Annotated in this window: 30 protein-coding genes; 6 read left to right on the top strand and 24 right to left on the bottom strand. The window is 27.2% G+C overall.

Annotated elements, in window-relative coordinates; translation table 11 throughout:
* Positions 1–72: 72 nt before the first annotated feature.
* From GOQ27_RS13725 to GOQ27_RS13705, 5 genes are all read right to left on the bottom strand, one after another.
* Positions 73–1,656, bottom strand: coding sequence for a DEAD/DEAH box helicase (locus tag GOQ27_RS13725; RefSeq protein WP_203367448.1), 1,584 nt, complete (start codon positions 1,654–1,656; stop codon positions 73–75).
* Between the two features lie 225 nt (positions 1,657–1,881).
* Positions 1,882–2,271, bottom strand: coding sequence for a DUF2721 domain-containing protein (locus GOQ27_RS13720; RefSeq protein WP_252187854.1), 390 nt, complete (start codon positions 2,269–2,271; stop codon positions 1,882–1,884).
* Between the two features lie 124 nt (positions 2,272–2,395).
* Positions 2,396–4,147 carry a methyl-accepting chemotaxis protein gene (locus tag GOQ27_RS13715; RefSeq protein ID WP_252187853.1) on the bottom strand — a complete coding sequence of 584 codons (1,752 nt, stop codon included), beginning with the start codon at positions 4,145–4,147 and terminating at the stop codon, positions 2,396–2,398.
* Positions 4,148–4,304: 157 nt separating this feature from the next.
* A complete protein-coding gene (locus GOQ27_RS13710) occupies positions 4,305–5,141 on the bottom strand; it encodes a CvfB family protein (protein WP_203367446.1) in 837 nt (278 codons plus the stop codon).
* 294 nt (positions 5,142–5,435) lie between these two features.
* Positions 5,436–5,600, bottom strand: coding sequence for a rubredoxin (locus GOQ27_RS13705; protein WP_203367445.1), 165 nt, complete (start codon positions 5,598–5,600; stop codon positions 5,436–5,438).
* A gap of 221 nt (positions 5,601–5,821) precedes the next feature.
* Between GOQ27_RS13705 and GOQ27_RS13700 the strand changes: the two genes are divergently transcribed.
* Both GOQ27_RS13700 and GOQ27_RS13695 read left to right on the top strand, forming a co-directional pair.
* Positions 5,822–6,070 (top strand): BCCT family transporter, encoded by a 249-nt coding sequence (locus GOQ27_RS13700; RefSeq protein WP_203367444.1) that lies wholly within the window; start codon positions 5,822–5,824, stop codon positions 6,068–6,070.
* A gap of 100 nt (positions 6,071–6,170) precedes the next feature.
* Positions 6,171–6,911, top strand: coding sequence for an MBL fold metallo-hydrolase (locus GOQ27_RS13695; protein WP_203367443.1), 741 nt, complete (start codon positions 6,171–6,173; stop codon positions 6,909–6,911).
* On the opposite strand, the gene GOQ27_RS13690 is transcribed toward GOQ27_RS13695, so the two are convergent.
* Complete coding sequence (locus GOQ27_RS13690) at positions 6,908–7,819, bottom strand: mechanosensitive ion channel domain-containing protein (protein ID WP_203367442.1); 912 nt, start codon at positions 7,817–7,819, stop codon at positions 6,908–6,910. The two genes, GOQ27_RS13695 and GOQ27_RS13690, sit on opposite strands and share 4 nt — an antisense overlap.
* Positions 7,820–7,874: 55 nt before the next feature.
* Positions 7,875–8,519 (bottom strand): TVP38/TMEM64 family protein, encoded by a 645-nt coding sequence (locus GOQ27_RS13685; protein ID WP_203367441.1) that lies wholly within the window; start codon positions 8,517–8,519, stop codon positions 7,875–7,877.
* Positions 8,520–8,784: 265 nt separating this feature from the next.
* Between GOQ27_RS13685 and GOQ27_RS13680 the strand changes: the two genes are divergently transcribed.
* The gene (locus GOQ27_RS13680) at positions 8,785–9,336 is read left to right on the top strand and encodes a DsbA family oxidoreductase (RefSeq protein ID WP_203367478.1); all 552 of its coding nucleotides are present in this window, start codon (positions 8,785–8,787) and stop codon (positions 9,334–9,336) included.
* Between the two features lie 105 nt (positions 9,337–9,441).
* On the top strand, positions 9,442–10,560 hold the full coding sequence (locus tag GOQ27_RS13675; RefSeq protein WP_203367440.1) for a threonine synthase: 1,119 nt from the start codon (positions 9,442–9,444) through the stop codon (positions 10,558–10,560).
* A gap of 43 nt (positions 10,561–10,603) precedes the next feature.
* On the opposite strand, the gene GOQ27_RS13670 is transcribed toward GOQ27_RS13675, so the two are convergent.
* The 4 genes from GOQ27_RS13670 to GOQ27_RS13655 all read right to left on the bottom strand — a co-directional run bounded on the left by GOQ27_RS13670 (position 10,604) and on the right by GOQ27_RS13655 (position 14,141).
* The gene (locus tag GOQ27_RS13670; protein ID WP_203367439.1) at positions 10,604–10,765 is read right to left on the bottom strand and encodes a hypothetical protein; all 162 of its coding nucleotides are present in this window, start codon (positions 10,763–10,765) and stop codon (positions 10,604–10,606) included.
* An 89-nt stretch (positions 10,766–10,854) separates the two neighbouring features.
* The gene (locus GOQ27_RS13665) at positions 10,855–11,157 is read right to left on the bottom strand and encodes a hypothetical protein (protein ID WP_203367438.1); all 303 of its coding nucleotides are present in this window, start codon (positions 11,155–11,157) and stop codon (positions 10,855–10,857) included.
* A 21-nt stretch (positions 11,158–11,178) separates the two neighbouring features.
* Positions 11,179–12,024 (bottom strand): DegV family protein, encoded by an 846-nt coding sequence (locus GOQ27_RS13660; protein ID WP_203367437.1) that lies wholly within the window; start codon positions 12,022–12,024, stop codon positions 11,179–11,181.
* Positions 12,025–12,362: 338 nt separating this feature from the next.
* Positions 12,363–14,141, bottom strand: coding sequence for a glycerophosphoryl diester phosphodiesterase membrane domain-containing protein (locus tag GOQ27_RS13655; protein ID WP_252187852.1), 1,779 nt, complete (start codon positions 14,139–14,141; stop codon positions 12,363–12,365).
* Between the two features lie 153 nt (positions 14,142–14,294).
* Here GOQ27_RS13655 and GOQ27_RS13650 point away from each other — a divergent pair, with 153 nt between their 5' ends.
* A complete protein-coding gene (locus tag GOQ27_RS13650) occupies positions 14,295–14,972 on the top strand; it encodes a YczE/YyaS/YitT family protein (protein WP_203367436.1) in 678 nt (225 codons plus the stop codon).
* Between the two features lie 8 nt (positions 14,973–14,980).
* Here the strand turns inward: GOQ27_RS13650 and GOQ27_RS13645 are convergent, their stop codons facing one another.
* From GOQ27_RS13645 to GOQ27_RS13605, 9 genes are all read right to left on the bottom strand, one after another.
* Complete coding sequence (locus tag GOQ27_RS13645) at positions 14,981–15,469, bottom strand: flavodoxin domain-containing protein (RefSeq protein ID WP_203367435.1); 489 nt, start codon at positions 15,467–15,469, stop codon at positions 14,981–14,983.
* Positions 15,470–15,595: 126 nt separating this feature from the next.
* Positions 15,596–16,210 carry a TetR/AcrR family transcriptional regulator gene (locus GOQ27_RS13640; RefSeq protein ID WP_203367434.1) on the bottom strand — a complete coding sequence of 205 codons (615 nt, stop codon included), beginning with the start codon at positions 16,208–16,210 and terminating at the stop codon, positions 15,596–15,598.
* Between the two features lie 151 nt (positions 16,211–16,361).
* Positions 16,362–16,949 (bottom strand): hypothetical protein, encoded by a 588-nt coding sequence (locus tag GOQ27_RS13635; RefSeq protein ID WP_203367433.1) that lies wholly within the window; start codon positions 16,947–16,949, stop codon positions 16,362–16,364.
* A 411-nt stretch (positions 16,950–17,360) separates the two neighbouring features.
* Positions 17,361–17,570 carry a DUF1657 domain-containing protein gene (locus GOQ27_RS13630; protein ID WP_203367432.1) on the bottom strand — a complete coding sequence of 70 codons (210 nt, stop codon included), beginning with the start codon at positions 17,568–17,570 and terminating at the stop codon, positions 17,361–17,363.
* 58 nt (positions 17,571–17,628) lie between these two features.
* Complete coding sequence (locus GOQ27_RS13625) at positions 17,629–18,321, bottom strand: DUF421 domain-containing protein (protein ID WP_203367431.1); 693 nt, start codon at positions 18,319–18,321, stop codon at positions 17,629–17,631.
* 11 nt (positions 18,322–18,332) lie between these two features.
* The gene (locus GOQ27_RS13620; RefSeq protein ID WP_203367430.1) at positions 18,333–18,701 is read right to left on the bottom strand and encodes an extracellular solute-binding protein; all 369 of its coding nucleotides are present in this window, start codon (positions 18,699–18,701) and stop codon (positions 18,333–18,335) included.
* A gap of 365 nt (positions 18,702–19,066) precedes the next feature.
* On the bottom strand, positions 19,067–19,342 hold the full coding sequence (locus tag GOQ27_RS13615; RefSeq protein ID WP_203367429.1) for a ferredoxin reductase domain-containing protein: 276 nt from the start codon (positions 19,340–19,342) through the stop codon (positions 19,067–19,069).
* Positions 19,314–20,165: an SDR family oxidoreductase gene (locus GOQ27_RS13610; protein ID WP_203367428.1), complete on the bottom strand. Its 852-nt coding sequence runs from the start codon at positions 20,163–20,165 to the stop codon at positions 19,314–19,316. Before GOQ27_RS13610 ends, GOQ27_RS13615 begins: the two co-directional genes overlap by 29 nt.
* A gap of 2 nt (positions 20,166–20,167) precedes the next feature.
* The gene (locus GOQ27_RS13605; RefSeq protein ID WP_203367427.1) at positions 20,168–20,584 is read right to left on the bottom strand and encodes a MarR family winged helix-turn-helix transcriptional regulator; all 417 of its coding nucleotides are present in this window, start codon (positions 20,582–20,584) and stop codon (positions 20,168–20,170) included.
* 150 nt (positions 20,585–20,734) lie between these two features.
* On the opposite strand from GOQ27_RS13605, the gene GOQ27_RS13600 reads away from it, so the two are divergent.
* Positions 20,735–20,881: a hypothetical protein gene (locus tag GOQ27_RS13600; protein ID WP_203367426.1), complete on the top strand. Its 147-nt coding sequence runs from the start codon at positions 20,735–20,737 to the stop codon at positions 20,879–20,881.
* A gap of 101 nt (positions 20,882–20,982) precedes the next feature.
* Here GOQ27_RS13600 and GOQ27_RS13595 read toward each other — a convergent pair whose 3' ends face one another.
* From GOQ27_RS13595 to GOQ27_RS13580, 4 genes are all read right to left on the bottom strand, one after another.
* Positions 20,983–21,396 carry an FMN-binding protein gene (locus GOQ27_RS13595; protein ID WP_203367425.1) on the bottom strand — a complete coding sequence of 138 codons (414 nt, stop codon included), beginning with the start codon at positions 21,394–21,396 and terminating at the stop codon, positions 20,983–20,985.
* Positions 21,397–21,647: 251 nt separating this feature from the next.
* On the bottom strand, positions 21,648–22,010 hold the full coding sequence (locus GOQ27_RS13590) for a VOC family protein (protein WP_203367424.1): 363 nt from the start codon (positions 22,008–22,010) through the stop codon (positions 21,648–21,650).
* Positions 22,011–22,133: 123 nt separating this feature from the next.
* The gene (locus tag GOQ27_RS13585; RefSeq protein ID WP_203367423.1) at positions 22,134–22,811 is read right to left on the bottom strand and encodes a metal-dependent hydrolase; all 678 of its coding nucleotides are present in this window, start codon (positions 22,809–22,811) and stop codon (positions 22,134–22,136) included.
* A 154-nt stretch (positions 22,812–22,965) separates the two neighbouring features.
* A partial coding sequence (locus GOQ27_RS13580; RefSeq protein ID WP_484477132.1) for a L,D-transpeptidase family protein occupies positions 22,966–24,487 on the bottom strand: 1,522 nt, incomplete at its 5' end.

The following is a 24,487-nucleotide window of genomic DNA, read 5'->3' as shown; positions in this document are numbered from 1 at the left end:
TGTTAGTAAATTTATATGTATTATTCAGTATAAATAAAAAACTTTCATTCCTTAAGGAATGAAAGTTTTATATTACTTACTATTTGCTGGTTCTATATTTATTTTCTTGCCTTTTATTTTATTATTTTTCATAACATCTAATACTTTTTGACCATTCTCTTTTGGTACTTCTACAAAGGTAAATTTATCATATATATCAATTTTACCTACAACTTCTCCAGGAAGCCCCGTTTCTCCTGCTATAGCTCCTAATATATCTCTTACTCTTACCTTTTGACTTTTACCTATGTTAATAAATAACCTAACCATTCCTGGCTCTGCTCCAGTATTTCCAAAGTCCATATCTGATGTATCTTCTTTTTCCTCAACTCTACCCATTGATAAATTAAGTAAAGCTGCAGCTATATCAATTGAAGTATATTCATCATCTAATAATTTCTCAATATAATTTACTTCTTTTGATAATTTTTCATTATTTATTACTTCTTTAATTTCATTTAATATCTTATCAGCTTTTGCTTCTTCTACTTCATTAACTGATGGAGCCTGTTCTCTTGAAATTTTTGTTTTAGTATATTTTTGAATATTTTTTAGTTTATAAATTTCTTTTCCTACTACAAAAGTAAAAGCTCTTCCAGTTCTTCCTGCTCTTCCAGTTCTTCCAATTCTGTGAACGTAGTACTCTTCGTCTTGAGGAACATCATAATTAAATACCATTTCAACATCATCTACATCGATTCCTCTGGCAGCCACGTCTGTAGCTACAAGTATATCTACATTACCATTTCTAAAACTATTCATAACTCTATCTCTTTGAGTTTGTTTTAAATCTCCATGTAATGCATCAGCAAAATATCCTCTACCTTGTAAATCAACAACTAATTCATCAACCATTCTCTTTGTATTACAAAATATAAGACTTAATTTAGGATTGTGTATATCAATTAATCTAGTAAGTATCTCTAATTTATTCTTTTTCTTTAATTCTATATAGTATTGTTCTATGTTAGGTACTGTAAGCTCTCTATGAACCACTTTTACAGTTTTAGCATTCTTCTGATATTTTTTAGTTATATCTAAAATAGCTCTAGGTATTGTAGCTGAGAATAACAGAGTCTGTCTTTGTTTTGGTGTAACATCTAAAATTTCTTCTATGTCTTCTCTGAATCCCATATTTAACATTTCATCTGCTTCATCTAAAACAACCATTTTTAGGTTTTGAAGTTTTAATGTTTTTCTTCTCATATGATCCATTACTCTACCAGGAGTTCCTATTACTACTTGCACTCCTTTATTTAAAGCTTGGATTTGCCTTTGAATAGGTTGACCTCCATATACAGGTAAAGTTTTAAGTCCTGGTATATATTTACCTAGTCTTTTAATTTCTTCAGATACCTGTATTGCTAGTTCTCTAGTAGGACATAAAATTAAAGTTTGTACTGATTTGTCATTAGTATCAATTCTTTCTAATACTGGTATTCCAAATGCAACAGTTTTTCCCGTTCCTGTTTGCGCTTGACCAAGTACATCTACTCCTGATAAAATTTCAGGAATAGCCTTTGTTTGTATTGGAGTTGCCTCCTCAAAGCCCATGTCGCTAATTGCCCGTTCTATTTCTTTACTAATTTCTAATTCATTAAATTTTATTGTTTTCATTTAATTTTCCTTTCTTACTTTTAATACTTTATGATTTACATAATCTATACATTTAATATTATTTACAATTTCCACATATTTAATAATATTTTTTTCAAAATAAAAGACCACAAACGAAGACCTTTCATCTGAAGTCTTTATTATTATAATGATTTTTATGCATTATGATAATTATATACTATTACTTCAGATATAACAAGGTAAAATATAGAAATATATTTTATTTTAGTGTTTACAATCCTCTAGCTGAATATTCAATGCATGAATTGAGATAAATAATTCTCTTAGTAATAATGCTAGTGAAGCCATTAAAAAAATTAATGCACCTCCAAAAACTAGATTTGCTATAAACTGCCTTTCTCTAAACAACATGAACATAGATAATACACATAAAAAGAAGGATGATACTCCTAGTATCTGCATGTTTTTAATTATATCTATTCTCTTTTTTAAATTTCTTATCTGATCTGATAGATTTTTATTTGGATTTTTTTTATGCTCATCATTTAGTTTTCTTACTAACTCAGCTAATACTAAAAACCGATTAGTATATGCTAATAATAATAAAGATATAGCTGGAAATAGCAGTGCGGGAGTAGTTAATGTAAGTTCCAATGAAACCCCTCTTTTCATTAATTACTATTACTTATTATTAATTATATCCTTTATACATTAATATAATCATGATTTATTTAAATAAATAGGTATCCTCAAGGATACCTATTTATAAGTTTTAACTTTATATTTTAAATTTACTTACTTCTTCTAATAATGTATTAGATAATTGATTCAATTCTTCTGCATAATTTGAAACTTCTTCTACAGAAGCTGCTTGTTCTTCAGTAGAAGCTGATACTTCTTGAGTAGAAGCTGCATTTTCTTCTGAAATAGCTGATAAGTTATCAATCATTCCAATTATATTTTCTTTTCTGCTATTCATACTTATACTTCCATTGGTAACATTAGATATATTTCCTATTAAGTCATTGATAGATTGGGATATATCATTAAATATTTTCTTTGTACTTTCCACTGATTTATTTTGTTCTTCCACAATATCTTTAGAGTCATTAATAGATGATACTGCTGATTGAGAGTTACTTTGAATTTCTTGTAAAATCTCATTAATACCTTGTATTGCATCAGAGGATTGTTCAGCTAATTTTCTAATTTCATCAGCTACAACAGCAAAACCTCTACCAGCTTCTCCAGCTCTAGCTGCTTCAATAGAAGCATTTAATGCTAATAGATTTGTTTGTTCAGATATTTGACTTATAGTATCAGTTATTACTCCTATTTGATTAGTGCTATCATTCAGCTTAACAACAATATTACCAACATTTTGTTGTGCTTTTTCACTATCTTGAGATTTATTTGTCAATTCCTCTATTATACTAAGCCCCTTATTAGTTAATTCCTTTGTCTTGTTAGATAATCCATCCATCTCATCAGTTAATTTTGCTATTCCTTCTATTTCATTTCCTAAATTATTTATCTCTAATGATCCTTCTTCAATATCCTTTGCTTGTTCATTAGTACTACTTGCTATTTGAGAGATAGTATTTGCTACTTCATCTGTAGCTCTTGCAGTTTGAAAGGTTATCTCTCTTAGTGATTCTGACGACTCTAAAACTGTATTACTAGAACCTTTAACTGATAGTAAAATACCCTTAACACTACCTACCATTTGATTAAAAGATTTTGCTAATAAGCCTGTTTCATCTTTATTCTTAACATTGACATCTTCAATAGTTAAATCTCCTTTAGCTACTCTATCTAATCCTTCACTTATTTTCTTTATAGGTCTAGTTATATGACGGGCAAATAAAATTATTATTATAAGTCCAATAATAAATGTTAGAAGTATAGTAATTCCAATCGCAAATAAAATTTTGTTTGCTCCTTTATTAAAATCCATTTCATATGTACCGGATACGACAACCCATCCCCACTCTTCATCTAATATTGAATAAGAGATTTTCTTTCCAGTTCTTTCAGAGTTAGGCAAGGTCCATTCATATTCTGTATATCCCCCACCATTCTTTCCTTTTTCTATTTGATCCTGTACTAATAAAAAACCATTACCACTTTTGTCCTCAGCATTCCATACATTTTCTCCTTCAAGGGATGGATGGGCTACTTCATTTCCTTCTAAATCATAAATAAGAATATATCCATTTTCCCCCAAGTCTATGTTTTTATTTATAGGTCTCTTACCATCAGCAGTCTTCTTACCTAGTATAAATTCTTTAACATCTTCTTGAGCCTCTGTTAATGCTAAATCTCCACTTTTTACTGCTTCTTGTTTTGATTCTATTAGTTGCATAGTCTGATTAGCGCTATTTTTTAAAATAACTCTACCTTTTTCATTTAATTCCTTTTTAGCTGTGTTATATCCTTCAAAACCTATGATAATGCTGGGTATTATCAATAGACTTAAGCACATAATTAGTAGCTTATTGTAAATATTTTTCTTGAAATACTTCTTCATATCGACATTCCTCCTACTTAATATATTCCTTAGCATTATATATATCGACATGATATGATATATCTTTACAATAATTTTAAGTAAATCTATAGAAAAATCTTGTTAAGATTATAATTAAAAAATCCCAATAAAATAAGGTGAGATATCTCACCTTATTTTATAATCGTTTTATTCCGCCTTCTATAAATTTTATTTTATTTTCTTTTAATAATTTCCCTACTGCTCTCTTAAAGGATGCCTTGCTCATTTTTAATTCTCTTTGAATTTTCCCTGGAGCACTCTTATCATTTATCATTAATACTCCATCATTAGATTTCAATTTAGATAGTATTCTATCTGCATCACCATCTATTTGCTTATATGCTTTTTTTCTTATAGTTAGTTCTAATTTACCATCTTTTCTAACTTTAATCACCTTCGCTTCTATTTTTTCTCCTAGTTCAAAGCTTCTAAATAACCTCTGCTTCGGAATCAAACCATGGTACTTATTATCTACTGCAACAAAAATACCTATCTCAGGGTTAATATTATATACCATACCCTCTACTTTATCGTCTTCTTTATAGGGTGAATTTGTATCTAACATATCATATACATTCATAGTGGCACATAGTCTATCACTCTTATCAATATATGTCCCTACTAAATATTCTCTACCCTTCTTAATTTTTCCTCTTTGTTCCTTAAAGGGGATAAACAAATCCTTCTCTAATCCCCAATCCATAAATGCACCTATATTCGTAGTGTCTACTACTTCTAATAGTCCTATATCTCCCAATGTTAATTTTGGCTTTTTAGTTGTAGCTATAATTCTATCCTTGGAGTCTCTATACACAAAAACTTTGATTTTATCTCCTATTTCAACTCCTTCTTCTACTTCTTTCATAGGTAATAAAACAGACTCATCATCATTATCTTTTGTAGACTTTAAGTAAGCACCTTGAGAAGCTAATCTGTCTACTATTAACTCTTGAGTTTTTCCTAAATTAATCATAATATTCTCCTTTGAAACTTATTTTGTTTTTTCTATGATGTTCATTTCATTATTATATCAGAAAAATTAGCTCAACCATCTTTTATATTATTTTTTATATTTCTTCACCATTTATACCAACTGTTTGAAAAAAATAACTAAGACTTATCTTCAGTACATTTTAAAAATCTCCGCATACTCCTAGTTTCTCTGCATTATACTGACCAACTATATGCTGGTAGTCATAAAGTTTATAATATCCCTATAAATATGAGATATGAGAATATAAAATATAGGTAGTTTACATTTTTTATATTAATCTTCAATTTCTACAAAAGCCATTTTAGGTTGGTTACATCTAGGACATTTCCAATGCTCAGGTAGATCTTCAAAACTAGTATTAGGAGGTATGTCATTTGTCCTATCTCCTCTTTCAGGTCTATATATATAACTACATACAGTACATTTATACTTTTTCATATCTAACTCCTCCTAATATTTACTTAATAACTCTAATATTACCCCTTTTTTTACTACATAGTCAACCCATAGGAAAATTATTGTATTTTAATAATTTATATAAAGAGTATATTTTTATTTAAATGTTTATAATAATATTTGAAAAAGGAAAATTATATGTAAGTAGTAGATAACATTACATCGGATGGCAAGTTAGATTCATCCGTACCTTAAAGAATATTTTGAGCTTTTATGGAAGGTTTGTAACTGCAATATTATTAATAGGTGGAGAACAAGTATTATCAACTCTACAAACTGCTGTTATTAGTAATAGATTACCTTTTGCTGTAATACTTATAATTATGAGTATTTTATTAGTCAAAAATCTACATGATTCTTATAAAAAACAAACTCGTATTAAAGAAGTACATAGATATAAAAAAATATATGATCACCATATAAGACCTACAAAAGATATTAACCGGAAATAGAAAAAAGCTAACTTTTCTCTTATTTTTATTATAAAATTTATCAATACAAATTATGGGTATAAGATGTATTAATTATAATTTAAGGAGGTTTCATCTATTTATGAGAACAGGTAAAGCTAAAATAACCCATATGTACCATAGTGGTTTTGTAGTTGAAACAAGAAATCATATTTTAATTTTTGATTATATTACTAATAAAAACATAGGTAATATGTCTTTAATGGATGATTTTATAGGAAAGGAAAAGGAAGTTTTTGTGTTTGTTACCCACGGTCACAAAGATCATTTTGATCCTGTTATATTAACATGGGTCGAGTATAATCCTAATATCAAATATATTATAAGTGATGATATATTTATAGATACACATAATCAAAATCTATATTTTGTAGAAAAATATAACTCTTTAAAGTTTGATAATATAACTATTGAAACTTATGGTACTACGGATAGGGGATTATCTTATCTTGTTAAAGTAGATGACTTGAATATATATCATTCGGGAGATCTAAATTGGTGGCATTGGAAGAGTGATAACGAAAATACTCAAAAGAAAGAAGAAGTTGACTATAAAAGAGAAGTAGACTTACTTAAAGGAAAAGACATTGATATAGCATTTGTACCGGCAGATCCTAGATTAGATGAATATTACTATTTAGCTGGAGAATACTTTGCCAAAACTATTTCACCTGGTTTACTAATCCCAATGCATTTTGGAGATAAAATAGAAATATCCCATAAATTTTCTGAGAAAATAAATTATTTAGATACAAAAGTATGGAGGATTAATGGTTCTTTAGATCAATATAACTATGTAGATAAAAAAACAGGAAATTCTTAAGAATTTCCTGTTTTTTTATTATAATTAACATCTAATTTAGGTAACCCTACTAAATCAAATGTAGCTGATGCCAATTCAATCCTATCTCCACTTTTATGTACTTCTTCTAATATTCTTGTAAACAATAAATCCTTTGTATATCTTCTTTTTCTATAATCAACCACATACCTTAATGTGTATTCTACCCAATTATCAGTTGCTATCATTGTTACCATAGGTTTCGTACTAGCATTTTCGATTCGAAATTTTCTAACCATAACTTTCCATTGTTTCTCAGCTTCTCTTGCATAATCTCCTATTATCTCTTCAGCTACATTGTTAATGGTATCTTTTGCATATAGATAATCTCCACCAAATTTTATTGGAATTTTTATTTCATCCCAAAGAAAAGGAAAGTTAGCAGAATAATTAAATACAGGTTGCTTAAACACAAAGCTATTAGCGACTCTTACAATTCTGCCATTATATAGATCTCCATTCACCCACTGACCTACCTCCATAATAGTAGTTCTAAGAACTCCAAGATCTATCACATCTCCTTTTATACCTCCAACTTCAACTCTATCCCCTGCTTTATATATATTCCCAGTTAATATTGCTACCCATCCTGCTATACTGACTATAACCTCTTGTAGTGCAAAAGCTATCCCAGCACTGGCTACTCCTAAAGTTATAGTTACACCTCTTATATCATCAATAAAAATAAGCACTATCAATATAATTGCAATAATATAACCAAGTATATTGATTACCTTTTTGGTTTTATATCTATTATCATTTTCCTTGATATATTTATTCAAATTTTTCTTTGTAAATCTTGTAATTAAAACTAAAGTTACAATAATTACAGATACTAATATAACTTTACCTAAAATAGGATCTAGTAATATTTCTTTTAAATCATTCATTATAAATAATCTCCTTTTTAAACATCAAAAGCTAGTAAAGAAAACACCTGTTTATCTAATTAAACTCTTTTGGATTTAGAATGTTTTGTTTTTTATTCACTAACTTACTTCCTATAGCCAATAATAAAAATAATATAATTGGGATAACTATTCCTAAAGGATTATCCTTGATATTAGTTGCTGTAGTAGATAAATAAACGAATATAAATGTCCCAGGAATCATCCCTAATATAGACCCCAAAGTATAGTCTCTATATTTAATAGGTGTCATTCCCATCAAATAATTAATAACATTATACGGAAAAATCGGAAGTATTCTAATATATAACATAACCATTAATCCATTTTCTTTTACCTTATTACTAATTTTATATACAAAGCCATCAGTTCTTATAAGTTTTTCTACCACGTCTTTTCCCAAATATCTACTAATTAGAAATGTTATTTGAGCTCCTAAATTAGCACCTATTAATACTAATAAAGTTCCCCACCATAAGCCAAATAAGGGACCACTTATTAATGTTAAAGGAATACCAGGTAATGCAAAAGCAACTGCCACCATATATATAATGACATATATTATAGGTGCATAGGGATTACCTTTAATTTCTATAAGAAATGATACAAGTGTACTTATTTGTATATGGTCTTTTAATGGTGTGGAAAAATATAATATTAGTATTAAAGTTATTACAGACATAAATATATAGTATTTTAAATTATTTATCTTTTTAATAATTTTTCCTCCTAAAGAAATTCTTCTTTTTTATTAATGAATATTATCATTAATATATTATCTCTTATTTACCCTACAAATAGCTACATAAATTTTATATAAGATATATTTTTAAATATGTTTCTAATGTTAGCACCTGGGTAATAATTATAGACAGAACTTATAGGAGGTAAAAAAAATGCCAATAAATATTAAAATATTTTCAGACTATATTTGACCATTTTGCTATATAGGCTTAGGTATAGTCGACGAATTAAAAAAGGAATACGATATTGAAGACACTTGGTTGGGATTAGAAATCCACCCAGAAACTCCTTTAGAAGGAATAAATCTTAATGATAAATTTGGAGAGATTAATCTAAAAAAAATGAAAGACAATCTAGAACACTCTGGTTCAAAATATAATATTACATTTGGCCATTTAAATCATATGCCAAACTCACATAATTCATTGGAAGCTGCAGAATATGCAAGAAGTATTGGAAAGTTTGATGAGTATCATAGAGGCTTAATGAGTGCATATTTCAGAGATTCTAAAAATATTGGAGATATTAATGTCTTAAAAGGTATAGGTTCTAAAATAGGTTTAGAGAGTAAAAAACTTCATAAAGCTATAGAAGAAAGAAAATTCGTAAATAATTTAAATGAGTACTCACAGCTAGCTCATAGTATGAACATAAATAGTACTCCTACCTTCATAATAAATAATGAACATATTATCGTAGGAGCACAACCGATAGATGTTTTCAAAAAATTATTTGATAAAATAATGGTTGGGTAATTCCAACCATTATTTTATTGTTTTATTAAACTTTAAATAATCAAATTATTGCTTCATAAAATAATGATATAATAAATCTATAATTTAATTTTGGGAGGTTAATTTATGAATTTAAAGTATATTTGCTCCGATTGTCACAAAGAGTATAATTTATCTAATGAAATTTATAAATGCCAATGTGGTGGTTTATTTGATTTAAAAAAGACACAGTATATTTTTTCAAGAGATTTAATTCTCTCTAATGAGTGGAGTATGTTCAGGTATCTCGATGTATTACCTTTTTCACATAATACTAATCTATGGAAGATGGTTAGCATGGGAGAAGGGTTAACGGCTATCGTTCCTTTATATCCACATAATAACGATATTTTAGTTAAATTAGATTATATGATGCCTACCTCTTCATTTAAAGATAGAGGTGCTGCAGTACTAATATCAAAGGCTAAAGAATTAGGTGTGACAAAGGTCATACAAGATAGTAGTGGTAATGCTGGTAATTCAATAGCTGCCTATGCTAGTAGAGCTGGTATTAAATGTGATATATATGTACCAGAAAATACTTCCTCAAAAAAAATAAAACAAATTTCTTCCCATGGAGCAAATGTACATATAATAAAGGGCTCTCGAGAAGATACTGCAAAAGCTGCTCTTAATGCTATTGCTAATGGAGAAGGGTTTTATGCCAGTCATGTGTATAATCCTCTCTTTTATCAGGGGACAAAAACATATGCTTATGAAATTTGGGAACAATTAAATGGAGATATACCAGAAAACATAATAGTTCCTGTAGGAAATGGTACATTATTATTGGGATGTTATTATGGATTTAGAGAACTACTATATAGTAAATTAATTAAAAAGTTACCTAAAATAATCGCTGTTCAAACAGAAGGATGTGCTCCTATATATAATGCTTTTAACACAAATAATAACACAGTATCTTCAGTAGTAAATACTGGAACAATAGCAGAAGGAATAGCTATAGCTAATCCTATGCGAGGTAGTCAGATCATTAAAGCAATTAAAGAGACAAAAGGCACTATTATCTTAGCTCCTGAAGATAAAATAATCGAAGCTAAAAACAAGCTGTCAAAAATTGGATTTTATGTAGAACCTACTACAGCAGCTACATATGCTGCATTTCTAGAGTATAATAAGAATAATAAAATAAAAGGTAAGGTTATAATTCCTCTATGCGGGTCAGGGTTAAAGTCTGATAAATAAAAATCTTTAAAACATATGTTTTAAAGATTTTTATTTATCTTTATTAATTCTTTTTATTAAATTTGTTAGTTTTATTTTTTCTTTTCTCTTTTTCTTCTTTAATCATATTTCTATCCATGAGTTTTACATCTTCTTCTTGATGTTGATAAAAATATGGATTATCTATATCTCTATCATTAAAACTATCTTTCGAATTTTTATCCATAAATAATCTCCTTTCTATGTTATTATTATAATTTTCCCTAGAACAACAAAAAAATCCACTCTAAATTACAATTTAAAGTGGATTTTTTATTATCCTTGAATATGCTCCCAAAGTCCATTTTCTTCTGAATTTCCTATCTCTATCCGTTTTATAATATTTTCATTTTCAAGCTCTTGCAATAAACTTATTACATAGCTTGCTTTTTTGTTTTTAAAAATATTATTATGAATATTATAAGTTGAAAAGGTTTTTTCATTATCGTTTATAAATTTAATTATCTTAATTTTATCTAATTGTCTTTTTCTATATAAATAAAATCCAATCAAAGACAATATAAATAATAGAATTATACCTATCCCTATAAAGAAGACTACTCTAATAAAATAAGACATAAAATCCCCTATTTATGATAGTTATATACGATCAGAAACAATAACCCCCACAAGGCCTGGACCTGTATGGACTACTAAGACTGGACTAATCTGAGTTAAAGTTACTTCCTTAACGTTTTTTATTTTCTTTATCTTATCTAACAGATCTATTCCTTCATCGTAGGCATCTCCATGGGCAACTGCCACATTTATCATGCATTTTTCCGCTCTTTCTTTAACTAAATTATATAAAGCTTTTAAAGATCTTTTTCTTCCTCTAATCTTTTTATAGGTATAATATACGCCTTCTTCATTTATTGATATAATGGGTTTTATTCTTAATAGATCTCCTATCGTACCTTCAACTCTGCCTATTCTTCCACCCTTTTTAAGATACTCTAATGTTTTAACAACATAATATGTATCTGTTCTAGAAATCACTTCTTTTATTTTCTTTATGGTCTTATGATAATCTTTAGTCTTCTCTAGTTCTTTTGCTCCTTCTAGTACAGGATAACCTAGTCCCATACTTAAAGATTTAGAGTCTATAATCTCAATCACGAGATTTTCTATTGCGCTTTTTGCATTTCTTATCATATTAATAGTACCACTTAACCCGCTAGAAATAGTTGTAACTATTAGATGAGTATACCCTTCACTTTCTAACTTATTAAATAAATCAATACACTCACCTAGGGATGGTAAAGAAGTTTTTGGTATCTCTTCATCAAATCTAGAATATATCTCTTCAGGTGTGATATCTACTCTATCTTTATATTCTGCATTTGAATATATCACCTTCAATGGTAATATTTTTATATCGTACCTTTTTATAATCTCTTGAGGTAGATCACATGTTGAGTCAGTAACTAATGCAATTTTAGACATTTTTATTCCTCCTTACTTTTTTCCTATTCATTTATTAATATTTATGTATAGTAACTAAATTTGCTAGATTCATTTAGTATATCATATTATGACCAATTACCATATTAATCTACAATAAAATCCAAATAATATATCATATATTTATATATACCCAATTTTTTTAAAACCCATACAAAATACAGCCTCTAATTAGAGACTGTGTTTTGTATATTTAATTTTCCTTGTAATTAGAAAGGGTTCTATTTGCATTTTTATTCCTCCAAATAATTTATAATATTATTTGTATATTAATATATAAATTATTCTTACTAGATTATTATAATAGAGTTTTAAAAAGATTAGAAACTAAATTCAATAATCTCTTTTACCTTTAATGGATAATCGGTTATTATTCCATCTATATCATATTTTAATGTTTCTTTTATATTATCCTCATTATTAACAGTCCATACCCATATTTCCCTATTATTACTTCTACCATGTTGTATAATCTTATTCGATAACATACTCTTCTCTATGGAATAGAAGTCCACATCTAAATATGATAAATCTCCAGCTGCAATATACATTATTTGTCCTATTTTAATATTGTTATTAATACTTCTTACTTTTTTTAAAAGATTGTAATCAAAAGATTGTATATAAACTTCACTCTCCATATTGTTTTCCTCTATTATATTGATAACCTTTTCTACTAATTCATCATTACTATTATATGCTTTTAATTCTATTATAAGTTGAGCTTTTCCTTTGACTTCTTCTAAAGTATCATCTAAAGTAGGAATACGTTCACCTTCAAATTTATTAGAAAATCCAGCTCCTATATCTATCTCCGATAGTTCTATATAGGTTAATTCTGAAATGTTTTTTGAAAGTCCTGCTAATCTTCTCAAATTAATATCATGGTATAAAATTACAATACCATCTTTTGTAGTTTGGACATCTACTTCTATATATTTTATATTTTTATTTAATGCAGACCTGATACTACTTAGAGAGTTTTCTGGAGCACTAACCATATCTCCTCTATGTCCAGCTACAGAAATATTTCTTCCTAAATACATAATATCTTTATTTAAAAAATAGTTAATAGAAAAAGTAATAATTAAAGCAACTATAGATATTAATATTACAATATGTCTTCTGTTATATAGTAAATTATAAAATTTATTTTCTAATTTACTTATAGAATAGTTTGTATAAGGTACTAATTTATCAGTCACTTTTCCTTCTATTTTAAGATTTCGACTATAATATAATCTAGTAATAAATATTACATTAACTGGCAGTAATAATAATATTAGTGCGTAGGTAACATAACCTGATAAAGTAATGAAAAGTTCTTTTAAATAATTACTATTTATAGTATATTGAATTTCATTTGTAATAAAAGTTAATGAAGATATAATGAAAAATCCAAACATAACAATTATAGAATTAAATAATATTAATTTAATTAATATACTTATTTCATTATCATCTGTTAATTCCCAGCTACATTTTATAGATTCTAATGTAGATTTACCTTCTATTACTATACAATGGAAAGTAAATATCAATCTTAAAAATATATAACCTAAAGAAAAAATTAGTGTTATATATATAGCTAAATATTTATACGAATCAATTATTTTTCTTCTGATATAATACTGCAAATCAACATCTTGTACTAATTCAGATGACATTGGTAAATCAATAAATGGTATTAGTAATAATAATAGAATTGTTAAGGGTAAGATTTCAATACTAAGTATTTTAGGTACTTTTTTCAAAATAGTAATAAAAGAATTCAATATAGATATTTCCTTTTCAAAATATTCCTTCTGAGAAATTATTATTAGTACACCAAACTCAATAAATATAAATGTAACCGATAATATTGCAACTATTAGCAATCCTATAATACCTTCATAGGATAATACTATTTTTAAAATATCATTGTTTATTAATGATCTAGAACCCATAGATATTAATATCCTGCTATAGATATATGAAATTAAAGGCACAAATAAAAAGGATGAAACTATCATAAATATCAATTCAAATAGAATATATTTTTTATAAAGTTTTGAAAAATCCTCCAAACTATTCTTTAACATAGCATACATTTCAATCATGTCCTTTCTTGTGAATGCTATAATAGATATACCCTTTAGGGTTGCTATCTACACTATGATATCAATATCTTTTACAGTTATAAATTTAATTATTATGATATTATGAGACTAATATGATAAAATATATTGAAATCTATATTAAGAGGTGAATAAATGATAATAAATAAGGAATTATTAATTAAAGACATGAAAAAGTTTCCGGGCTTACTTCTTGCATTTTTATTTTGTGCCTATGGGTTAGCTCAGATGAAAAACTTAGAAATAGGTATGCACTCATGGTCTACATTAAATTTAGGTTTATCTACAATAACGAATTTAAGTTTTGGTTTTGTTTCACAATTAATTGGTCTAACAATCATATTATTTTCTTTATTTCTAAGAATATATCCTGGTATTGGCACAATATTCAATATGTATTTTATAGGATTGTTTATAGATTTAATAGACCATTTTAATCTTACATTAACCCCAGAAAATTATATATTAAAAATATTTGTTTTATTATTTAGTCTTATAGTTCTAAGTTATGGGATTTTTTACTATTTAAGTTTTGAGTTAGGTGCTGGTCCTAGAGATGGACTTATGGTAGGATTAGTAAAAATCACAGGCATAAATGTAAAATATATTAAACCTGCAATTGAAGTTACTGTACTTATTATTGGTTTTTTATTAGGAGGAACTGTTGGATTAGGAACTATTATAGTAACATTTTTTGGAGGATATATATTAGATATTATATTCAAGTGGAAAAATTTTGATCCTCATACAACCACACAACGCAAATTATCTGACTATTTAGTCATAAAAGAAAAAATAAATTTAAAAAATTGAGCATATAATTATATGCTCAATTTTTTAAATTTATTTACGAATTTTTCTATATCCTTTTTGTCAATATTAGAAGTATCTTCTGTATATCCTGATACTTTTTTCATTATGGCTTTATCTAAAAACTTCATTTTACTAAAATTAACTTCTGAACCTAATATCTCTTTAACAGTAGCATGGTTATTTAATTCTTCTGGAAATGCAGTGTCTAATTCTTGTTTGAGAGCTCCTTGATCTACATGACCAGCGCATATAAAAAGCCCTAAATTTTTAGTAAGAAGTAAATCTATATTTTCTTCTGCATACTTCCTAATATCCTTTCTAATCTTCCCTACGTAGATTGAACCACCTAAAATAATATTGTCATAATAATCAATATTATTAGGCTTTTCTTTTGAGATATTAAATAGGTGAACTTCTCCATCAATCTTATCTTTTATCATCCCAGCTACTTTCTCAGTACATCCATATTTTGTAGAATAAATTATAATACTTTTCATTCTTTTTACCCCCTTATTTTTATAAGTATCCCCATAGGTTCCTCTTAATTAGTGAGATTCCTGACAAAAATCCCATAACACATAAAACAAATGCAAAAAATCCAAGAGACATATGTGATAAATATATTAAGAATATATACCATTCATTATAAACTCTACATGACTATCTATTAGTCTCTTCCTTTGATCCTCTCCAATATCTTTTTCAATAATTAAGCGTATAATTAATCCAAACATTGATACCCAGATGGATTGGGCTACTAACTCTAATTCTTTTGATTGAATATTTTTTCCAATATAAATTTTTTTTAATACATCAACTAACATTTCCATTGCTTTTCTATCCTGAGATACACCTTTATACAATATGGAAGTATGCTCAAGAATATTAGTAGAATCACTAAGTAATAAATTTTTATATTCTTCAGAGTTTTCTAATGAACTATAAATGTATTTCTTTATTGTTTTTCTAAGTCTATCTTCTGGATTCATCATTGATTTATCTTCAATAGAAATAGATTTAAGTATCTTTCCATATCCTTTAATCATAAGCTGATTTATAATATCTTCTTTATTCTTAAAATAATGATATACAATAGGTGGTGAATATTCTATTTTTTTTGCAATTTTTCTGATAGAAACTTTCTCTATTCCTTCCTCTTTAATTATTTCATTGGCTGCTTTTAATATAAGTTCTCTTTTTTCATTTTTTTCCCGTTCTTTTCGTTCTTTAATTCCCATATATAATTTCTCCTTTTAATTATGTTAATATGTTTAACGGTGTTAAATACATTATACTCTTTATTATATCATATTGTCAAATATTAAATATAAATTACAACAAAAAAAATACTAGTAGATATATATCTACTAGTATTTAAATATCATTTTATTATTCTTGTACTGCTACTTCTCCAGTAACTTCACTTTTTTCATCTTGCTCAAAAGACTCTTTGTATTCTTCGCTTGCAAAATATACATTTCCTTCTACTTTAGTATCTACTAATTTAAATCCTTCAGCTTCAACGTAGATATCTCCTACAAATGTTCCACTTTGAATCTTAGCATTTGGACTTTTAATAGTTAACTTTGGAGCTGTTAAACTATATCTAGCAGTTACATTTCTCTCTTCATCTTGCTCATATAATCCAATTTTACGATATAAATCACTAGATTCATCATCTTTGTCATAGAATTCACCTTCTAGAACAAGTTCTTCATCAAATGATAAATCATCTAATGTAGCAATAATCCAAGTACCATCAGCACTAATTGCTTCTTTAAATGCATCTTCATCATCTACGATAGAAGCTGTAGTAGTTGCATCTGTTTCTTCTTCATTATTTTCTTCTTCGTTTGTTGCCTCCTCATTTGTTTCCTCTGTTTGAGGCTCACTTGTTTCTTTAGTATCATCAGCTCCGCATCCTGCAAGTAATGCAACAGCTAAAACTATTGATAATAATAGTGCTTTAAATTTCACTATCAATCCCCTCCTTTGTTTTTTATGTAACAATCTTTAGTTACCTTGAAATTATATCATTTATTAAAAATAAATTCAAGATATTATTGAAAATATTATTGAAAATATTAATTAAATGATAATAATTAACACTTACCAAATGGAATGAATTTTAGAAAAGTCTTTTTATAATGTCCCTATATGACTATCAATATATGTATACCCATAGATTATATTATTTAAATCTTCTTTCTTTACTATAGTTATCTAACAAACATCGTCTCTTATGTTTTATATAATAACCACAATAAAACTTATATTGTTTATATTCTGAAATTATCCTTTCGTTAAAATAATATAATAATACATATAAAAATATCTGAGCATATACCTACTCAGATATTTTTATCATCAAATTCTCATGATTTTAGTTTATTGTTGTTGATTATATTGAGGCTCTTCATTCTTTACATAGTTAACTCTATTCTGAAGCATTTGAGCCATATTTTCTGCATTAGTTGAAAGCATATTAAACATTTGTTTTGCATTTTGATCATTTGTATCCATTGAGAAAGTTTTTAAATCCGCTGATAAACCCTTAGCACTTGATAAGGCTTTTTCTAATTTATTAATTGTAGTCATAGACTCATCTCCTTTTTATATTTTCAACAATTAGTATGTTCACTATATATAGAAATAATTAAAAAATATTAGGAATTTTTAATTGTTTATTTTTTACATTTACAAATAACTGGCCCGATGAATCATATTGAGCTAAAATTACTTCATTAAAGTTTCCTACTTCAAAAGCCTGCAACTGATCTATTAGCCATTTTCTATCCTTATTAAGAAAACTTAGATTATTATCATCTACTATTCCATCTATAATAAGAGGAAAACTCAAATTAACTGGTGCTGTAGGAATACCCATTTCCTTTGGGGTTACTGGACTTACTTGAGATTTAGCAATTACAGATAATTTACCACTAGGCTCTATAATGGCATATTTAATATCTGATACATTTTGATAACCTTTATTTCTTAATTCTGATAAGAGCAATGGTACATTCATGCGAGTTCTCTTTAATTCTTTATCTATAATCTTTCCTTCCACTATAATAATGGTTGGTTTAGAGTCCAGGTTATAAAAAAATTTTCTTAAAGATAAATTACCTATAATTAAAGTTCCTACTATTGTACTGAATACTCCAACTGTAGCCTTAGAGGCTATTTTAAAAACTAAAGGTTCAGCAGCTATTGTAGTTAATAACATTATGGCTGCAAAATCATAGGAGGTCATTTCAACAATAGATTTTTTTCCTATTAATCTTACTCCAGCCCATGTAACTAATAACATTAACATACATCTTAATATATAAATCATTATGGACATAATATCACTCCTTAAGGTTCAGGTACCACTTGTTTAGAGTTCTCCCATAAATCTTGGGCTGCTAATATATGTACTAATGTGGTATCTAGCTGTTTTGCTTCTGCTCCTCCTATAATATAGTCAATATGGTTTTCAAATAAAGAATACTCTGCTTCCGCAAAATTAAACATTATTAATGCTTTAGAGCTATTCCAAATCTCTTTTAATTCTTTAGACTCTTTAGTTACTTGGTCCCAATTTTCTTGTCTGGCATAGTTTTCTGCTAGTTCTAACTTAGCCATAATATCCTTATCATAAGTTAACTTCATAAATGTGAAATAAGTGATAAATATAATTAATATTACAAGAATTAATGCAATATTTATTCTATTATTTTTCATATTCTCACTCCTTAAATAGCATATATTTATTATTACTTAAATAATTAATTATATGTATTTAAGATATTTAGACTTATTTATGATCTATAATCACTTTAGAAACTATAAAAACACATTACATCTATCGTTTCCTCTATTAACATTACCTATACTTCTGCATCTTTGCCTTTTATTTGAAATTCTTTTGGATTAACCTTTATTACTGGAATGTATCTTAATGCATGGGTACAAAAGGTAGATTCACTCTACCCCTTTGTATCTTTAACTATATGAGATCTTTTAATGTTTTCTTTCTTTAGTAAATCTTTAATAGAACTAATCATTTTCTTAGAACCTATAATAAAATAATTACCTTCATTTTTATATTAATTAGAGAATTCTTTAATCTCTTTTGTAAAGTATTCTCTATTTTTTATATATTCTATAGTAATATGAGAATCTCTTTTCAATTTATCAAATTCCTCTTTATATAGATATTCTTCATTACTATCACTATAAAATAATCTTACTATTCTAGGGATTTCTGTATTACCTTCTACCAATTCCTTTAATACCACCCTATAAGGAGTAATACCTATTCCCCCTGCTATCATTATTGTTTGTTTTAGTAATCTACATCCATACTTCCTTATAATCTTCAATAAAATTTATAATGGTTCTAGGTTTTCTTCCCAGTATCTTTTCTGATGTATTCGTAACATGATTAGCCATACCAAGCTTTGTGGTAAGATATAATACTGACATTACTGTTGCAAATTCTTTTTTTGTTCCCCTACTAATCATTTCTTTTCTAAATTTCAGTAATCCGGGATTAGAATATATTATTTCTCTACCTAATATTTTACTCATTTTATCAGCTACATAGTAATAATCAATAGCTTCGGGACCAGTTAAAGTATACGCTTCATTTAAGTGTCCATCTTCTATTAAAGTTTTTCCGATGATTTCCCCTATATCACGAGTATCTATAAAGCTAACTCTAGCTTTCCCCGAAGGAATGAATAGGTCATTGTTCTCTCTAATATCTTCAGTATGAGTAGTAGATAAATTTTGCATAAAAAAGCTTGGACGAATAAAGGTATAAGGAATCCCGGAGTTCACAATAGCTTTTTCAATTTTATAATGGGGAGGAAAAGGATTTTTTTCTACTCCTAATAAAGATAAAAATACAATTTGCTTTATTTTTACTTCTTTACAAGAAGTTATAAAAGGTTTAAATATTCCTTCAACATCAGTTAATTGTGGAGGACGAATTAAAAATACTTTTTCTATTCCTGATAAAGCCGATTTATAAGTTGATAGATCTTCCAAATCTAATTTTACAAAAGTGAGATTTGGATATTTTTTTTCATATTTATTAGGACTTCTAACTCCTGAGACAAATTGAACCCCTTCTTCCTTTAAATATTCAAAAACTGCACTTCCTACATTCCCAGAAATTCCTGTTAATAAAATTTTACCCATTATTATTCCTCCACTTTTTCCACTATTCTTAATAGATATTTTTTAATATCCTTAATTTCATTTTCTTTAAAATCACCAAATATTTCATTGTTCAACTTATCCGATGTAGCTCTTAAATCTTTTACTAAATCAATAGTTTCATTTGTTAGTTTTAAATAAGCTGAACGCTTATCTTTTGGATTATCTAGCTTTTCTAAAAATCCATTTTCTTCGAGTCTGTTTATTATTCCTGATATAGTAGGTCTATCAGAGCTTAAACGACTAGAAATCTCTGCTGATGTTATTTTGCCATTTTTAAATGCTATTTGATTTAATACTGAAAATTGTGAAGCTGTAACTTTATATTCTTTTAATTCTTTATCTAAGCTATTTTTTAAATGCCTTGATACCTTAATTAAAATATAAGATAAATTTTCCATTATATGTCCTCCTTTTGTTAGTGTGCTTATTATAAGTGTACTAACTATATATATATTTGTCAATTATTTAGTTAAATTACTAATAAAATATTGTGAATTTTAATCTTAATTCTGGGAAAAATATTAAGGCTAAGATAGGAGGTGAATATAATGAAAAATAATAATAACAAAAATAATAAAAATAGAATGAAAAATGATAATAAAAATGATAACTTCAATTTAGAAATGGCTAATGAATTTGATTTTAATAATAATAATAATAATAAGAAGAAAAACAATAATAAAAACAATAAATAACTTAAAATTAATAAAAGGCCTATCATATAGTTAGATAAGCCTTTTTTCTGTATTCGAATAGTTCACCCGATATTGATATGAACTTGTTAAAGATAAAAATATTAATAAGACGAAATCAATGCATCCTCTATCGCCTTCAATATAACTATACTACTTCCAGTAGCACCTGAAATAGTATCTACCTCTAAGCTCTGTTCTTCAATAACTGAACCTGTTATAACTTCTGCTTTTTTTCCTTTGCCATATTTATGTTCAATAAATATAATATCAGTAATATTATTTTCTTTTATAGTAACTTCCACAATAGCACCTACCGTTTCATTGACATAGTATTTACCTGTATACGTACCATCATTTATTTTAGATAAATCTATTTCTTGAACCTCTATACTACTTACTTCTTCACTAAAATCTTCAAGTTTAGAACGAATACTTAAAACAAATCCCCCTGATATTACTAATACTACCACTAATATTAATAATAATATTTTCTTTACTTTATTATATCTCTTCATTATTAACCTCCTTCCTAATATTTAACACTGTTAATATTATTATCAACTATAAATTATTTTTTGTAAATACTTTTCAGGAAATTAATTCTTATATATAAAATATCTTTATAACACTAATTGTCTTCCTATGTTTTCTCTAGCCTCTAGCATTTATACTTATCATCAATTTAGAATTTATATTAACTAACTTTTTTTAGGCAATAAAAATAGTACCTTCTAAAGAAGGTACTATTTAACTACATATACTCATTTTATTTATTTTCTATAAATTGAATTTTTAATCCATTAGGATCCTTTACATAGAAAAACCTAGTATAAGGGTTGGGTTGAAATGGTCCACTATGAATTTCTATACCTTTTTCTTTAACATATCTAATCATATCATCAACTGAATCCACTTCAAATCCTAATGAAATATCTTCACCTACATTTATTTCTTTATCATTTTCATCATAGATTAATTCAACTTTAGTTTCTCCATTTCCTAAAAATGCTATTTCCATACCTGGACCTGCCTTAAAGTTTCTATCAATAGTTAACCCTATTATTTCTTGATAAAATTCCAAAGATTCATTCATATTATTTACCTTTAATGTACTCCAACAAAACTTCATTATTCCACTCCTTTATTTACTAGTCTTATATGTATTTTATTAGATGTAGTATACCATATTCTTATTTATTCATATCTCTTTTTCAATATTGTTTATAAGCAAATATTAAAAATATCTTAAAATCTAGATTTCAATCATTTCCCCTACAGCTAGTATTTTCACTTTTGTATCTTTAACACCATTACTAAATTCTTTAGGATTAGCTTTTATCACTGGAAATGTACTATAATGCATGGGAATAACTAAGTTAGGTTTTATGAAATCTACTGCTCTTACTGCATCCTCTATATCCATGGTAAAATTCCCTCCTATAGGAATTAATGCTACATCAATTTTTTCGTACTCTAACAACTTCATATCCATAGTAAGTCCAGTATCCCCTGCATGGTAAACCTTCTTTCCATCTATCTCAATTACAAATCCACAGGGATTACCACCATCCATAAAAAATTCTCCATTATATACTCCAGATCCATGTAAAGCAGGGGTCATCTTAACCCTTCCAAATTCAAATGATCTCCTTCCTCCTATATGCATAGTATGTACATTTAAACCATCATCAGTTAAATACTGACCAATCTCGAAATTGCATATTACCATTGAATTATTATCCTTTGCAATTTTCACTGTATCTCCTAAGTGATCTCCATGTCCATGAGTAACAAAAATATGAGTTATATTTTTTAGCTTATCCACGCTTATACCACTATTTGGATTCCCACTGATAAATGGGTCAATTAAAGCTTTTATTTCTCTACCTTCAACCAAAAAAGCAGAATGCCCCAGATACTTAATTTTCATTTTATAATCATCTCCTAATATATTAAATATACACCTTATTATATCAAAATATTGTTATAATTTAATGCTTAAATTTTTTCAAATAACACAAATGATGACATTTATAAGAGTCCTGGCTCTTATAAATGTCATCATTATAATATACATAAATTTGCTAATAACAAATAACAGGAGTACCAACTTTAATATTATTGTAAATAGCCTTCGCTACATTATGAGGTGAGTTTATGCAACCATGAGAACCATTTGTCTTATATATATCTCCCCCAAAGGTGCTTCTCCAGCTGGCATCATGAATTCCTATCCCTCCATTAAAAGGCATCCAATAAGTAACAGGGGCAGCATAATCCGCACCTCTCAATACAACGTTCTTTGCTTTATGTTTCAATTTATAAATACCTTTAGGTGTTGTATGACCTGCTTTTACATTACCTGTAACAATATCTCCATGTACTATTAAGGTACCATTTTTATAAAACCATATGTGCTGATTGGCCAGATCTATTTCTACATAGGTATTTCCAATATCATTGCTACCCTTGGAATATGTATTTTGGCTATATATCGGTTCTTTCGTTATAGTCTTTCCTTCTTTTATAGCTGAAATTAAACTTTCTATTTCTTTAGTCTTATTAATAGCCTTTCCATAATCACCTCGACTAACTTTTATAGTTTTACCGGAAGATGTGGTGAAGGTTCTTGATGTTCCAACTGTATTAAATTTTTTAGCAAGCTCATCTATATATTCTTTTACCTTTTCATCATCAAGGGTAACTTCATAATCTTCTCCCATTATAATCCATTTATTTATTATTGATCCATCTACAACTTCTTTCCGATTACCAGAAGTATATGTGATTTTTGAGGATATATATTTATTAAGAGTATTTTTAGTTTCAATAATCTTTTTAGACTTTGAATTATATTCAGGTTTGACATAGCAATCTACTAATTCTAAATCTATTTCAGTTACTTCATTAAGTATCGAATCTGTTACATGAGAATATAATATATCCTTATCTACCTGGTTGCCAAGAATTTCTTCTACAATGATATAGCTATTATTATCATATTTAAGACCTGGACTTTTAGGTTCAATAATATTATTACTATTAAAACAAGAAAGATTATCTATCCTTTCTTTCAATAATTTTTCATCATATGTAAATCCTACATCTATTTTATGTTCTTCTTTAGTAAGTAGAGCTGTAATCCATTTAAAAGGATTTTGACTATCTTTAAAATTCTTTAAGTCATTTTCTGACCTATATCTTAATCCTATTTCATCAGCTTTTACTTCTTCAACTTTTCCCCCACGTTCTTTTATATTTAATGTATAACTCTGAATCTCCGATGACATTACTTCTTTTGCTTCTTCTAAGGTTTTCCCTGAAACATTTATTCCATTAATTTCGCTATTGAAATAAAAATGTTCAGTATAGTATCTTACCATACAAAAATAAATTACAAGTAAAGTACAAACAAAAGTCACAATACCTATAATAACTTTCTTTCGTTTTTTTATAAATCTTGTTATAGGTTTTTCTTTTGACATTTCCTCATCTTCTTCTGTGGGTTCTTCTAATTCTTCTTCATCTATTTCTTCTGTGTGCTCCTCTAATTCTTCTTCATCTATTTCTCCTGTGGGTTCCTCTAATTCTTCTTCATCTATTTCT

The organism is Anaeromonas frigoriresistens, from assembly GCF_016820655.1.
In the GTDB taxonomy this organism is placed as follows: domain Bacteria; phylum Bacillota; class Clostridia; order Tissierellales; family SIT17; genus Anaeromonas; species Anaeromonas frigoriresistens.
This window is presented reverse-complemented; position numbering and strand designations above follow the sequence as displayed.

Coding starts and splice junctions, on each gene's coding strand:
- GOQ27_RS13675 (WP_203367440.1), top strand. CDS start 9,442: ATGAATTTAAAGTATATTTGCTCCGATTGTCACAAAGAGTATAATTTA.
- GOQ27_RS13625 (WP_203367431.1), bottom strand. CDS start 18,321: ATGTCCATAATGATTTATATATTAAGATGTATGTTAATGTTATTAGTT.
- GOQ27_RS13585 (WP_203367423.1), bottom strand. CDS start 22,811: ATGAAAATTAAGTATCTGGGGCATTCTGCTTTTTTGGTTGAAGGTAGA.
- GOQ27_RS13715 (WP_252187853.1), bottom strand. CDS start 4,147: ATGAAGAAGTATTTCAAGAAAAATATTTACAATAAGCTACTAATTATG.
- GOQ27_RS13630 (WP_203367432.1), bottom strand. CDS start 17,570: ATGACTACAATTAATAAATTAGAAAAAGCCTTATCAAGTGCTAAGGGT.
- GOQ27_RS13650 (WP_203367436.1), top strand. CDS start 14,295: ATGATAATAAATAAGGAATTATTAATTAAAGACATGAAAAAGTTTCCG.
- GOQ27_RS13660 (WP_203367437.1), bottom strand. CDS start 12,024: ATGTCTAAAATTGCATTAGTTACTGACTCAACATGTGATCTACCTCAA.
- GOQ27_RS13620 (WP_203367430.1), bottom strand. CDS start 18,701: ATGAAAAATAATAGAATAAATATTGCATTAATTCTTGTAATATTAATT.
- GOQ27_RS13590 (WP_203367424.1), bottom strand. CDS start 22,010: ATGAAGTTTTGTTGGAGTACATTAAAGGTAAATAATATGAATGAATCT.
- GOQ27_RS13670 (WP_203367439.1), bottom strand. CDS start 10,765: ATGGATAAAAATTCGAAAGATAGTTTTAATGATAGAGATATAGATAAT.
- GOQ27_RS13645 (WP_203367435.1), bottom strand. CDS start 15,469: ATGAAAAGTATTATAATTTATTCTACAAAATATGGATGTACTGAGAAA.
- GOQ27_RS13610 (WP_203367428.1), bottom strand. CDS start 20,165: ATGGGTAAAATTTTATTAACAGGAATTTCTGGGAATGTAGGAAGTGCA.
- GOQ27_RS13655 (WP_252187852.1), bottom strand. CDS start 14,141: ATGATTGAAATGTATGCTATGTTAAAGAATAGTTTGGAGGATTTTTCA.
- GOQ27_RS13605 (WP_203367427.1), bottom strand. CDS start 20,584: ATGGAAAATTTATCTTATATTTTAATTAAGGTATCAAGGCATTTAAAA.
- GOQ27_RS13725 (WP_203367448.1), bottom strand. CDS start 1,656: ATGAAAACAATAAAATTTAATGAATTAGAAATTAGTAAAGAAATAGAA.
- GOQ27_RS13640 (WP_203367434.1), bottom strand. CDS start 16,210: ATGGGAATTAAAGAACGAAAAGAACGGGAAAAAAATGAAAAAAGAGAA.
- GOQ27_RS13705 (WP_203367445.1), bottom strand. CDS start 5,600: ATGAAAAAGTATAAATGTACTGTATGTAGTTATATATATAGACCTGAA.
- GOQ27_RS13690 (WP_203367442.1), bottom strand. CDS start 7,819: ATGAATGATTTAAAAGAAATATTACTAGATCCTATTTTAGGTAAAGTT.
- GOQ27_RS13685 (WP_203367441.1), bottom strand. CDS start 8,519: ATGTCTGTAATAACTTTAATACTAATATTATATTTTTCCACACCATTA.
- GOQ27_RS13600 (WP_203367426.1), top strand. CDS start 20,735: ATGAAAAATAATAATAACAAAAATAATAAAAATAGAATGAAAAATGAT.
- GOQ27_RS13595 (WP_203367425.1), bottom strand. CDS start 21,396: ATGAAGAGATATAATAAAGTAAAGAAAATATTATTATTAATATTAGTG.
- GOQ27_RS13710 (WP_203367446.1), bottom strand. CDS start 5,141: ATGATTAATTTAGGAAAAACTCAAGAGTTAATAGTAGACAGATTAGCT.
- GOQ27_RS13695 (WP_203367443.1), top strand. CDS start 6,171: ATGAGAACAGGTAAAGCTAAAATAACCCATATGTACCATAGTGGTTTT.
- GOQ27_RS13665 (WP_203367438.1), bottom strand. CDS start 11,157: ATGTCTTATTTTATTAGAGTAGTCTTCTTTATAGGGATAGGTATAATT.